The sequence below is a fragment of the Piscinibacter gummiphilus genome (assembly GCF_002116905.1).
Classification (GTDB): domain Bacteria; phylum Pseudomonadota; class Gammaproteobacteria; order Burkholderiales; family Burkholderiaceae_C; genus Rhizobacter; species Rhizobacter gummiphilus.
On the sequence record NZ_CP015118.1, the window covers coordinates 5099426 to 5111905 of the forward strand.

Genomic DNA, 12480 nt, shown 5'->3' on the forward strand with positions numbered 1-12480 from the left:
CATGGCCTTCACCTCACCGACCTTCATCGCCTTCATCCTGGCCGTCGTGCTGCTGACGAGCCTGGCGCCCTCGCCCGCGGGCCGCGCCACGGTGCTGTTCGTCGCGAACCTCGTGTTCATCGGCAGCTACGTCACCAGCCCGCTGCAGGTGGCCCCGCTCGCCGTGTTCCTCGCCCTGTGCTGGGCGCTCGTGGAGGCCGTGCGCCGCACACGCTCCGGCGCCGTGCTGGCCGGCGGCCTCGTGGCCGTGATCGCCACCTTCGTCGTGCTGAAGAAGTTCAGCTTCCTCGGCGACGGGCTCGTGCTGCCGTTCCCGTACCTGCTCGTGGGCCTGTCGTACATCCTCTTCCGCGTGCTGCACCTGATGGTGGACGCGAAGCAGGGCGAGCTGCCGGGGGCGGTGTCGCCGTTCCGCTTCTTCAACTACACCTGCAACTTCCTGTCGTTCACGGCCGGCCCGATCCAGCGCTACGCCGACCACGCCGAGCAGTCGCAACGGCCGCTCGTGCTCGACGAGGACACCGTCTACCGCGCCTTCGCCCGCACCATCGTCGGTTTCGTGAAGGTGGGCGTGGTCTCGGCCATCTTCAACTACCTGTTCGACAACCTGTCGACCCGCATCCTGGCCGACGTGGCGCCGTCGTGGCCCGTCTTCTGCGCCATCTACGTGGCCGCCGCGGTGGCCTACACCGTGTACCTGTACGCCAACTTCTCGGGCTACATGGACATCGTGATCGGCGTGGGCCGCCTGATGGGCCAGGACCTGCCCGAGAACTTCAACCAACCCTTCCTCGCGCGCAACTTCCTCGACTTCTGGGCGCGCTGGCACATGACCCTGTCCGACTGGTTCAAGACCTACGTCTTCAACCCGCTGCTCAAGGTGCTGGCCACGCGCTTCACGTCGGCGAAGGCCGGCCCGTACCTCGGTGTCGTGGCGTTCTTCGTGACCTTCCTGATCATGGGCGTGTGGCACGGCACCACGGCCATCTTCGTGGTGTACGGCCTGCTGATGGGTGCGGGCGCCAGCCTCAACAAGCTGTGGCAGGTGATGGCGGTCAAGCGCTTCGGCAAGAAGGCCTACAAGGCCTTCTGCGAACGCACGGCGGTGATCTGCTTCTCGCGCGGGCTCACCCTCGCCTACTTCGCGTTCGCGCTCACGTGCCTGTGGACGGACCTGAACCAGATGACGTCGCTGCTGCGCCACCTGGGCGCCACGGGTGTGGTGGCCAGCTACGTCGGGCTGGCCGCCGCCGCGGGCCTCGCCTTCTTCGTGTGGGACACGGTCACCGCGTGGGCCGCGCCGCTGCGCGCGGGTGCCGCCTCGGTGTCGGGCGGGGTGGTGGCCCGCAACATCGTGCTCGCGCTGCAGATCCTCCTCATCGTGACGGTCGCCTCGTTCTTCCACAAGGCGCCCGAGTTCGTCTACCGGGCCTTCTGACATGACGCTGATCCTCAAGCAGATCGCCACCCTCGCCGCCTCGCTGCTGGCGCTCTACGGCATCGCGCTCGCGGTGACCCTCGTGCTCGTGCCCGGCACCGACGTGGGCCGGCAGCTCGACGCGGGCCAGGCCCGCTCGTCGCTGTTCATGACCGAGCCGAAGTACGTCTTCCTCGCACGCTCGTCGCTCGACACGACCGACGACAAGGTCATCCTGCTCGGGGCGTCGAACATGCAGGTGGGCTTCCGCCAGGCCCAGGTGCAGGCCCTCGTGCCCGGCGCCGAGGTGCACAACCTCTCGGTGGGCGGCTCCAACATCACGCAGGTGTCCCAGATCGTCGACCTCGTGCGCGAGGTGCAGTCGCCCGAGGCGCGCCGCCACAACACGTACGTGATCGGCCTCTGGTACGGCCTGTTCGCCGACGACAGCGTGCGGTGGCACACCGACGACCGCCACGCGGGCGACACCGACATCGACATCGAGCGCTACCGCTACGGCTTCTACCGCCGCACGGAACACGGCCCCGAGCCGCTGCTGCCGCCCGACCGCCTCGACACCGGCGTGCTGCTGATCCACCCGTACCTCGTGCTGGACCGCACCGCACGGGACCTGACCCGCTCGCTGCGCGGCTTCCTCAACGCGAAGCCGAAGGACATCACCGACGACGAACGCAACGCGGTCGTGCTGAGCGAGGAACAGAAGCAGAAGTACCTCGCCTTCTGGCGCGACTACATGGGCAACACGAAGACGCTGTCCGAGAAGCCGTTCGAGACGCTGCAGCACACCATCGACGGCATCCTCGCCGAAGGCGGCCGCGTGGTGCTCGTCGACCTGCCCATCCCGCCGTGGCACGCGCAGGGCGCCGTGCTGGCGTCCGACTACACGCGCCGCACCGCGCCGCTCTTCGCGCAGCTGCAGACCCGGCCGGGCGTGACCGTGGTGGCCGCCATCGACGGCCCCGAGGCCGACTTCAGCGACGAAGTTCACCCGAAGCCCCGTGTCACCGAACGCTGGGCGCAGCGGCTGGCCACCGCGGTGACGGCCAGCACCGGTGTCGCGCTCACCACGCGTTCGGCCAGTGCGCAATGACCCCTTTCCCTTTGAACGACCCGAGGACGACGACATGAGCCAGGACACCACCTACGCCAAGCTGACCGAAATCTTCCACGACGTGTTCGACGACGACAGCATCGCCGTCACGCCCGAACTCACCGCCGACGACGTCGACGAATGGGACAGCCTGAGCCACATCCGCCTCGTGCTCGCCGTCGAGAAGAAGTTCGGCCTCAAGTTCTCGGCCGCCGAAGTGGGCCGCCTGAAGAACGTGGGGGAGTTCGTCTCGCTGATCGAGGCGAAGGCCACGACGGCGTGAGCGACGCCATGACCGTGCTGGAACACGAACCGGTCGAGGTCCTGGCCCTCGCGGACCTGCGCGAAGGTGTGTCCGCCACCGTGGACTTCACCGTCACGCCGGAACAGATGCGGGCCTTCGCCGAGTTGTCCGGCGACTTCAACCCGCTGCACGTCGACGACACGTTCGCCCGCGGCAAGAAGTTCGACGGCGCCGTCGTGTACGGCGCGCTGCTCGTCGCGAAGGTCTCGCGGCTGATCGGCATGCGGCTGCCCGGGCGCGACAGCGTGTGGGCCAGCATCGCGATGGACTTCAAGAAGCCGCTGTACGTGAACCAGCCGGCGGAGGTGGAGGGCACGGTGGCCGAGGTGTCGGAATCCACCGGGCTCGTGGTGCTGCGGCTCGCGGTGCGGGCCGGCGGCAAGGTGCTGGCCAAGGGCCGTGCGGAGGTGCTTCTTGTCGGTTGATTCCGTTCATTTCCTGGTGTCCGGCGGTTCGGGGGGCATCGGCGCGGCCGTGTGCGACGCGCTCGCCGCCCGCGGCGTCGTGCCCGTCGTGGGCTATGCCCGCAACGCCGAGGCGGCCGCGGTCGTGGCCACGCGCACCGGCGGCTTTTCGCTGCAGCTCGACCTCACCGACGAGGACGGCGTGGCCGCGGCCGTCGAACGCCTGGAGCAACTGCCCCGGCTCGGCGGCATCGTGCTGGCCGGGTCGCCCGCCCTCGCGCCGATGCCCTTCGGCAAGATCACCCCGGACGACATGGCCGCGCAATGGCTCGTCAACGTGCTGGGCCCGCAACAGCTGCTCGCCGAACTCGTGCGCCGCTGCTTCCGCCGCCACAAGCAGGGCGCGGTGGTGGGCGTGCTGACCCAGGCGATGGGCAGTGGTGCAAGCGGCATCGAGGGCGCGTCGTCCGGCATGGGCGCCTACGTGATCGCCAAGCACGGCCTGGCCGGCGTGCTCGCGATGGCCGCCGCCGACTACCCCTGGCTGCGCGTGCGCGCCGTGCGCCCCGGCTACACCGAGACCCGCATGCTCGAGGCGTTCGACGAACGGTTCCTCGACCTGCAACGCGAGAAGGCTCCGTTCTCCACTCCCGAGGACGTGGCCGCGACGATTCTTCACGAGGCATTGGAGGAGACCCCATGAGCAACGCGCTGTACGCCGGCCTGGCCTGGCTGCCCGAGCCCCCCGCCGATTTTTCCACCCGCGTGCGCGCCCTGCCCGACGCCGGCGCCGACCTCGGCCGCCAGCTGCAGCACCTCGCCACGCACCGGCTCGACGAGAACCAGCTGCACAAGCTCGCGAAGGCCGTCACGAAGGCGCAGGCCGCGAAACAGTCGTTCGCGCCGCTGACGCCGTTCCGACTCGGCATCGTCAGCAACGCCACGTCGCACTTCATCGTGCCCGCGCTCGTCGCCACCGCGGCGCGGCACGGCATCGCGCTCGAGTGCATCGAGGCCGACTACGACCAGGTGATGCAGTCCGCGCTGTCGCCCGATTCGGAGATCAACCGCGCGCAGTGCGACGCCGTGTTGATCGCGGTGGATCACCGCGGCCTGCCGCTGTCGCCCACGCCGGGCGATGCCGAGGCGGCCGAACGCACGGTCGAGACGGCCCTCGCCCACCTGAACATGATCCGCAGCGGACTGCGTTCGAACGGCAAGGCCATCGCCATCGTGCAGACGGTGCCGCGCCCGGTCGAGTCGGCCTTCGGCAGTTTCGACCTCGCGCTCGCGGGCACGCAGCGCCAGGTGATCGACGACCTGAACCGCGCCATCGGCCGCAGCATCCCCGGCAGCGAGGACCTGCTGTTCGACGTCGCGAACCTCGCCGAGACGGTGGGCCTCGCCGACTGGCACGACACCACGCTCTGGAACATGGCCAAGCTGCCGTTCGCCAGTGCCTTCCTGCCGCTGTACGCCGACCAGGTGTGCCGACTCGTCGCCGCGCTGCGGGGCAAGAGCCGCAAGTGCCTGATCCTCGACCTCGACAACACCGTGTGGGGCGGCGTGATCGGCGACGACGGCCTGGAGGGCATCGTGATCGGCCAGGGCGACGCCACCGGCGAAGCGCACCTGTCGGTACAGCGCACGGCCCTCGCGCTGCGCGACCGCGGCATCGTGCTCGCAGTGTCCAGCAAGAACACCGACGAGGTGGCCCGCAAGCCGTTCCGCGAGCACCCCGAGATGCTGCTGCGCGAGGACCACCTCGCCGTCTTCCAGGCCAACTGGAACGACAAGGCGACCAACATCAAGGCCATCGCCGAGGAGCTGTCGCTCGGCCTCGACGCCATGGTGTTCCTCGACGACAACCCGATGGAACGCGACCTCGTGCGCCGCATGCTGCCGCAAGTGGCCGTGCCCGAGCTGCCGGCCGACCCGGCGCTGTACGCCCGCACGCTGCTGGCCGCCGGCTACTTCGAGGCCATCGCCTACTCCGGCGAGGACCGCCAGCGCGCCGCGTTCTACCAGGACAACGCCCGCCGCGTGAACCTGCAGAAGCAGGCCGGGGACGTCGACGCCTACCTCGCCTCGCTCGACATGCGCATGACGCTGCAACCCTTCGACGACACCGGCCGCGCCCGCATCGCGCAGCTGATCAACAAGTCGAACCAGTTCAACCTCACCACGCGCCGCTACACCGAGGCCGACGTGGCCGACGCGCAGGCCGACGCAGACGCCTTCACGCTGCAGGTTCGCCTGGCCGACACCTTCGGCGACAACGGCATGATCAGCGTGATCCTGTGCCGCCGCACCGGCAACGACTGGGACATCGACACCTGGCTGATGAGCTGCCGCGTGCTCGGCCGCAAGGTCGAGCAGGCCGTGCTGCAGGAACTCGTGCAGCAGGCGAAGGCCCGCGGCCTGCGCCGCCTCGTGGGCACCTACCTGCCCACCGAGAAGAACAAGCTGGTCGAGGGGCACTACGAGAAGCTCGGGTTCACGAAGGTGCACGACCTGGCGGGCGGCGGGACCGTCTGGTCGCTGGACGTGGGGTCGGTGGCCGTGGTGGAACTGCCGATCGCGATCGAGCGGATCGGGTTCGGCGAAGCGATGGCCGAAGCGGCCTGACTTTCACCAACAACACTGTCACCCCGGCGCAGGCCGGGGCCCTCGGCCTCGGGCAAGCGCCCAGGGTCCCGGCCTGCGCCGGGATGACCTGTGTTTCATGTGTGGCTCAGCGGATCACGCGCAACCGCATCAACGCCGTCTTCAATGCCTTCGGCCGCGCCCCCGGCGCGAAGCGCCACAGGATCAGCGTGCGGGCCAGCGAGGCGGGCGCCAACGCCACCATCGTCGACCACACCACCAACACCAGCCGGCCCTTGGTCGACACCCCCTGCGGCCAGGAGGCTGCGGCGACCGCGTCCCGCAACACCTTGAAGCGGTTGTCGCGCGCGATGGGATGCGCCTCGGGCGCCAGCCGCAGCGACGCGAGCCGGTACGGCAGGTACGACAGGCTGCGGTCGAGCACCCGATCGGGCATCTCGAACCCCGCCCCGCGCGCGATGCGCTGCGCATAGGCGAACCGCGCCTGCGTGCGCACCACCTCGCGCGCGAACTTCGCACCGTTCACGTCCGACATCGCGCCGTCGTTGCTGCCGTGCACGCGGTACGACACCAGCGGCTTCGGCACCGTCACCACGTCGCCGAGGAACGGCGCGGCCGCGAGCGGGGCCGAGTCGGCGATGCGGAACAGGCTGTCGTCCTGCGGCAGGATCTTCGAGAGGAACGTGTGCGAGTAGGCATTGCCCGAGCCAGGCGGGGTGGGATACGCGCTGGTGGTGAGCGACCAGCGGGTGATCTCTTCCGGGGTGGGCGTCGCGGCCGGGTACTGCGGGAACGTGCCCCCCAGCGGCCGGCCCTGCGCGTCGATGCTGCGCATCTGGAACTGCACCTTGCTGACCCGGGGCGTCCACAGCGGCGCGAGCGCGCGCACGATGTCCGGGGCCAGCACGTCGTCGGAGTCGAGCAGGAACACCACCTCGCCGCGGGCCCGCGCGAAGCCGGCGTTGCAGGCCGCGGCCTGGCCCGCATTGGGCTGCAGCACGGCCTCGATGCGGTCGCCGTAGCGGGCGATGACGTCCCGCGAGGCGTCGGTGGAGCCGTCGTCGACGACGACCACCTGCACGCGCGGCCAGTCGAGCGCGAGCGCGCTGTCGATCGCGTCGCCGACGTACGCCGCGTAGTTGTAGTTCGGGATGACGACGGAGACGAGCGCGTTCGGATCGAGCATGGGATCAGGCGGGAGTCAGGGGCGCGGGAGCAGGCCGGCGTGTGCGCTTGAACAGCTCGGCCCGGTTGAAACGCAGGGTGATCAGCGCACGGGCCACCGCCTTCGGCGAGATGGCGAGCGCCGTGGCCCAGACCAGCCGCGCCACCCGCACGGTGAAGCGGAACGGGCGGCCGAACAGCAGCGCGACCGACTTGCGCCACAACGAGGCGACGGTGTCCTGGTGGTCGTCGGCGTAGCGGCCACCGAGCTTTTTCACCATCAGGCGATAGTTCAGGAACACCAATTCGCGGTCGAGCAGGTTGCCCGCCGGCAGCGTCGCGCCGGCGCGGCGCGCGTGTTCGCGCAGGGCCTCGAACTCACCGCGCCGCAGCGCGATCTGCTTCGCGAAGCGAACGTCCATGCGGTTGGCGCCGGTGCCGTGCATGCTCTGGTTCTGGCCGTGCAGGCGGTAGCGGCCCAGCACACGCGGCACCACGATCACGGGGCCGTACAGCGGGGCCACGGTGTTGAGCAGGCCGTCGGGGGCGGCCGGCACGGACAGCGGCATCATCGCCTCGAGGAAGGCACGCGCGTAGGCGTTGCCGGTGCACACGGGCCACACGTAGGTGGCATGGCGCTGGAACTCGTCGCGCACGGTGTCGGCGCCGTAGCCCTCGGGGTAGTTGCAGAAGACGCGGCCGGTCCAGTCGCCCTCCCCGTCGATCACCTTCAACTCGTACTGCAGCTTGGCCGCGCCCGGCTGCCAGTGGCCCACAATGTCGGCGATGGCATCGGGTTCCAGCAGGTCGTCGGCATCGAGGAACAGCACGATGTCGCCGCGGGACTCGGCGTAGCCGCGGTTGAACGCAGCCACGTGGCCCGCGTTGTCCTGCCGCACGTAGCGCACACCCGGGAACGACTGGATCACGCGGGCCGAGCCGTCGGTGGAGCCGTCGTCGACCACGATGACCTCGAGCGGCGCGACCCGCTGGCGCTGCACACTCTCGAGCGCAAGGCCCACGTAGCGCTCGTAGTTGTAGCAGGGGATCACGACGCTGACGGTGGGGTTCATCATTCTCGGTGCCTTTCGTCGTCGAAGGGGGTGGTCATCGGCATCGTGCTGCCGCTGAAGACGCGGCGGTCGGAGCCGGGGGCCGGCCAGATGGCCAGCAGCACGTAGATCAGCAGCACGTTCTCCGGGGTCAGCAGGTGGCCGCCCTGGATCAGCCAGCAGAAGAACAGCGTCGCACGAACCTGCACCGGCGCGTGCGAGCGGCTCATCGCGTACACCATCAGCATCAGGCAGCCCGCGAAGCCGAGCAGGCCGTACTCGTAGACGAGCTTGGCCCAGGTGGGGTCGTGGAACTCGTACGAACGCGCCGCGTGGAAGATCGTGCCGGGGCCGTGGCCGAGCAGCGCGGTCCAGGTGTCGGAGTCGATCAGCTCGAAGATGAGCCGCATCGGGGCGACGTAGCGGATGTAGCCGCTGCTGCGTTCGGCGCTGAACTCGCCGATGCGACCGAGCGTGAACGAGAGGTTCAGTGCGTCACCGAACAGCACGAACACGAGCAGCCCCACCACCGCGATGGCGCCCACACGCACCGCCGTCTTGAAGCCGAACGGGAACAGCAGGCCGAAGCCCAGCGCCAGCAGGCCGGTGCCCGAGTACGACAGCAGCAGGCCCGTGGCGAACAGCACCATGCGGCTCCAGCGCTTGAACAGCGCCATCTCGCAGATCAGCGCGAACGCCATCAGGAACGAGAACGCCGACGGCTCGCGCAGGAAGAAGCCGTTCGACTTGAAGGCCGAGCCGGTGGAGATCTCCGAGTTGAACAGGATGTCCACGCTCAGGGCCTTCGGGATCAGCGGGCTGAAGTCGAAGAGCCACGGCGGGTGCCACACGAACTGCAGGCTGAACTGCAGGATGCCGGCGACCGCGACGAACGCCGCGATGTTGCTGAACGCGCGCATGGTCCACGTCCACGCCTCGCGCGACATCGGGAACGGCTTGAGCACGAACACGAACGGCAGGTACAGCGAGGCCAGCAGGATCAGCGAGGCCGGTGAACCACCCGCGTCGAACGGCAGGTTCAGGTTCACGCCCAGGCTCAGCGCGCCGATGCTCATGAAGAACACGAACAGCAGCATGCCGGGCAGGTCGAGGTTGATGCGGTCCCTCCACAGGCCCACGAAGATCAGCAGGTAGAGGATGGGCACGCCGAAGTTCAGGCCGTAGGCGCCGGTGTTGACTCCGAAGCGGGTCAGCACGATGAGCGAGACCATCGCGGCCACCAGCCCCACCTTCAGCGCCCGCGGCATCACCTCGGGCACCTTCGGGGTCACCTCTTCGACCCACTCGACGCCGCGAGGGGTGTCCTCGCGACCGAGGAACGGGCCTTCCGGCGGACGCAGCACGGGCAGTCGCAACGTGAAACTCATTTCTGCCAGACCCGGATGTAGTCGACCTGCAGCCGCGCGGGGAACGCGGTGGCCGCGGACGGGGCGCCGGGCCAGCCGCCGCCCACCGCGAGGTTCATCAGCACGTGCGCGGGCCCGGCATCACGTCCGTCGTTGTGCTGCCACACGTAGGCGCGGTCGACCACCATCACGTCGTCGACGAAGTGCCGCACGCGGTCTTCCGTCCATTCGACCGCGAAGGTGTGGAAGCCGTCGGCGTAGTCGACACCCGGGCGGTACGAGCCCGACTTGTCGAGCTTCGATTCCATGTTGCGCGTCTTCTTCGGGCCGTAGCCGTGGACGTAGTGGAAGCTGTTGCGCGTGGTGTCACGGCCGTTGTCGACGATCTCCATGATGTCGATCTCGGGCGGCCACACCTGGTCCTCGGGGTTCAGCCAGAACGCCGGCCACAGGCCCCGGCCGGCCGGCACCTTCACGCGGGCCTCGTAGTAGCCGTACTGGCCGGTCCACTTCGAGCGCAGCATGCCGCTCTCGATGCCGCCGGGCTTCAGGCCGCCCGTGACACGCGCGACGAGCGAGAGCCCGCCGTCGTCGAACACGTGGTTCTCGTTGTCGCGGTAGCGCTGCCACTCGTCCTTCAGGCGGTCGAGCTTGCCGTTCTCGTAGATGTAGCGGGTGTGGAATTCGCGGCGCAGCGCGGCCTCGTCGCGGATGTTCTTCCCGAAGTCCCAGTCCTTCACGAGGCGGTAGCCCTGGCCGTCGATGGCCTTGGGCACCGGCACGCCGTTGGCCAGCACCACCGGCACGGGCGAGGCGAGCACCAGCACCAGCAGCAGCAGTCGGCGGGAGACGCGGTTCATCGTCGTCATGCGCGCGGCGACGGGCTCAGGCCCTTCTCCCGGGCGTGGCGCGTGCTCTCGTACAAGGCCCGCGTCTCGTGCCCGATGGCCGACCAGCTGTCGGACGCGAGCGGCGTGGCGCCGGCGGGGCGGGTCTCGATGGCATGGGCCAGCGCGTCGGTGAGCGCCGCCACGTCGCCCACCGGGATCAGGCGGCCGTCGACCTCCTCGCGCATGTCCTCCGCGAAGATGCCCACGCGGCTCGCGATCATCCACTTGGAAAACGCCTTGGTGAGGAAGTACACGCCGCTCGCGTCGATCTGGTGGTACGGGAAGACGAAGCTGTCGGCCTGCGCGAACAGCAGTGCCATCTCCTCCTCGCTCTGGCGGCGGCCGCGGATCTCGATGGTGTCGCCGAGGCCCAGCTCGGCGATGCGGGCCTCGATGGGTGCCATGTCCATGCGCGGGCGTCCGGCCACCACGAGCCGCGCCTTGCGGCGCGTGGGTTCGGGCAGCTGCGCCAGCGCCTCGACGAGCAGGTCGAGGCCCTTGTACGGCTTGATCTCGCCGAAGAGCACGAAGGTCCAGCGCGGATCGCGGTCGGCGACCTGCTCGGGCGTGGGCGGGGTCACGTGCAGCTTCAGCGGGCCGTGCGGGATCACCGCGATCTTGGCCGCCGGCACGCCGCGCTCGATCAGCGTCTGCTTGCCCGTGCGGGTGTGGACGATCAGGCGGTCGGCCAGGCGGATGGGCCAGTCGAAGCCGAGGTTCTGGAACCACGAGATGCGTTCGCCGTTGAAGGCCACCGTGTCGTGCACGGTCAGCACCACGGGACGGAACAGGCGGATGACCGCGATCGCGATGCCGTCGACCGGTGGCACCACGGTCCACTGGAAGTGCACGACGTCGGGCTTGCGCAGGATCACCCGCGCGACCAGCCCGCACAGGCCGGCGACGTGCGACAGGCCCTTCGCGACGATGCGAAGCTTGCCGGGCAGCGGCATCGCCTCGTCGACGTGGCGGTAGAAGAACGGGTCCACGCGTTCGGCGGGGATCTCCTGGCGGTCGTTCTGGCGCTGGGGCCGCGTGGCCCACTGCGGCTCGACGCCCGCGGACACAAGGCCGCTGGTGAGCGCGGCGTCGTACGGGGCGGTGAACAGCGACGGGTCGACCAGCAGCGAACGGAGGGGGCGCGCGCAGGGACCGGTCATGCGAGGCCCTCCGCGCCGGGCGTGGCCATGCCGGGGCGCCACGGGGTCTCGCGCAACGACAGCAGGCCGCCGAAGAAACCCATGGCCCAGGCCGTGTGCATCACGAAGGCGGCAGGGCCACCCAGCAGGCCGCAGGCCGATCGGTGTTTCACCGCCAGTGCCACGGACACCGCGGCCAGCGCCGCGAGGTACGCCGCGGGCCACACCAACAGCCACGGCGCCCAGGCGGCCAGCACCAGCGCCGCCGCCGAGAGGGCGAGGTGCACGGGCACCGCGAGCTGCCGCGCGCGCATCGAGCCCGGGTGGCGGCGCACGGTGCGCGAGCGGCCGCGGCCGTAGCCCCTGTACTGCTTCCACAGGCCGGTGAACGTGTCGCGCGGGTGGTATTCGAGGCGGATGTCGGCGTCGAGCCAGACCTTCGAGCCGAGGGCCCGCTGGCGGCAGTCGAGTTCGGCGTCCTCGTTGTGCGTGAAGGTCTCGTCGTAGCCGCCGGCGCGGCGGAAGGACGCCATGCGGAAAGCCGCGTGGTGGCCGTGGTCGACGAAGCCGCTGCGGCGTCCGCCGCGGTGGGCCGAACCGCCCGAGCCCACCGGCGTGTCGGACACCCACGCCGTGGCCTTCTGCAGGCACGAGTGGCCCACCGAGTCCATGGGCACCACGACGGCGTCGGCGCCGTTGCGGTCGAGGGACTCGACGAGCTGGCGGACGAAGCCCGGCGGGTACACCGCGTGGGCGTCGCAGCGGATCAGCACATCGGCATCGCCACCATGCGTGCGGGCGGCGAGGTTGACGGCGGCGCTCTGGATGCGGCGCGGATTGCGGAGCAACTGCACGCCCGGCCAGGAGCTCACCCGCTCGGCGGTGCCGTCGGTGCTGCCGCCATCGGCCACCACGAAGGTGGTGGTGCAGCCCGCGGGCAGGTCCTTGGAGAGCGCCGACAGCACGCCGTCGATCGTGCGCGCCTCGTTCAGCGTGGGGATCACCACGAGGATGGAACGGGTCAT

General features: G+C 69.8%; 12 protein-coding genes. 6 read left to right on the forward strand and 6 right to left on the reverse strand.

Annotated features, from left to right (window positions below):
• The first annotated feature begins 1 nt into the window (after position 1).
• From A4W93_RS23290 to A4W93_RS23315, 6 genes are read left to right on the forward strand one after another with little or no spacing between them, the layout of a single operon-like run.
• Positions 2 to 1438 carry an MBOAT family O-acyltransferase gene (locus A4W93_RS23290; protein WP_085752882.1) on the forward strand — a complete coding sequence of 479 codons (1437 nt, stop codon included), beginning with the start codon at positions 2 to 4 and terminating at the stop codon, positions 1436 to 1438.
• 1 nt (position 1439) lies between these two features.
• Positions 1440 to 2528, forward strand: a complete 1089-nt coding sequence (locus A4W93_RS23295) for a hypothetical protein (RefSeq protein ID WP_085752883.1) — start codon at positions 1440 to 1442, stop codon at positions 2526 to 2528.
• 34 nt (positions 2529 to 2562) lie between these two features.
• On the forward strand, positions 2563 to 2811 hold the full coding sequence (locus tag A4W93_RS23300; protein WP_085752884.1) for an acyl carrier protein: 249 nt from the start codon (positions 2563 to 2565) through the stop codon (positions 2809 to 2811).
• A complete protein-coding gene (locus A4W93_RS23305) occupies positions 2808 to 3257 on the forward strand; it encodes a MaoC/PaaZ C-terminal domain-containing protein (RefSeq protein WP_157131759.1) in 450 nt (149 codons plus the stop codon). The genes A4W93_RS23300 and A4W93_RS23305 overlap by 4 nt, the downstream gene beginning before the upstream one ends.
• The gene (locus A4W93_RS23310) at positions 3247 to 3939 is read left to right on the forward strand and encodes an SDR family oxidoreductase (RefSeq protein ID WP_157782221.1); all 693 of its coding nucleotides are present in this window, start codon (positions 3247 to 3249) and stop codon (positions 3937 to 3939) included. The genes A4W93_RS23305 and A4W93_RS23310 overlap by 11 nt, the downstream gene beginning before the upstream one ends.
• Positions 3936 to 5864, forward strand: coding sequence for an HAD-IIIC family phosphatase (locus A4W93_RS23315; RefSeq protein ID WP_085752887.1), 1929 nt, complete (start codon positions 3936 to 3938; stop codon positions 5862 to 5864). The genes A4W93_RS23310 and A4W93_RS23315 overlap by 4 nt, the downstream gene beginning before the upstream one ends.
• 106 nt (positions 5865 to 5970) lie before the next feature.
• Here A4W93_RS23315 and A4W93_RS23320 read toward each other — a convergent pair whose 3' ends face one another.
• Genes A4W93_RS23320 through A4W93_RS23345 form a run of 6 tightly spaced genes read right to left on the reverse strand, consistent with a single transcriptional unit; the run spans position 5971 to position 12480 of the window.
• Positions 5971 to 7029, reverse strand: coding sequence for a glycosyltransferase family 2 protein (locus A4W93_RS23320; protein WP_085752888.1), 1059 nt, complete (start codon positions 7027 to 7029; stop codon positions 5971 to 5973).
• A gap of 4 nt (positions 7030 to 7033) precedes the next feature.
• Entirely contained in the window at positions 7034 to 8083 is a 1050-nt protein-coding gene (locus A4W93_RS23325) for a glycosyltransferase family 2 protein (RefSeq protein WP_085752889.1), read from the reverse strand.
• The gene (locus A4W93_RS23330) at positions 8080 to 9447 is read right to left on the reverse strand and encodes a hypothetical protein (protein WP_085752890.1); all 1368 of its coding nucleotides are present in this window, start codon (positions 9445 to 9447) and stop codon (positions 8080 to 8082) included. Before A4W93_RS23330 ends, A4W93_RS23325 begins: the two co-directional genes overlap by 4 nt.
• Positions 9444 to 10286 carry a glycoside hydrolase family 16 protein gene (locus A4W93_RS23335; protein ID WP_157782222.1) on the reverse strand — a complete coding sequence of 281 codons (843 nt, stop codon included), beginning with the start codon at positions 10284 to 10286 and terminating at the stop codon, positions 9444 to 9446. Before A4W93_RS23335 ends, A4W93_RS23330 begins: the two co-directional genes overlap by 4 nt.
• Positions 10287 to 10291: 5 nt before the next feature.
• Positions 10292 to 11476 carry a glycosyltransferase gene (locus tag A4W93_RS23340; RefSeq protein WP_085752892.1) on the reverse strand — a complete coding sequence of 395 codons (1185 nt, stop codon included), beginning with the start codon at positions 11474 to 11476 and terminating at the stop codon, positions 10292 to 10294.
• On the reverse strand, positions 11473 to 12480 hold the full coding sequence (locus tag A4W93_RS23345) for a glycosyltransferase family 2 protein (RefSeq protein ID WP_085752893.1): 1008 nt from the start codon (positions 12478 to 12480) through the stop codon (positions 11473 to 11475). Before A4W93_RS23345 ends, A4W93_RS23340 begins: the two co-directional genes overlap by 4 nt.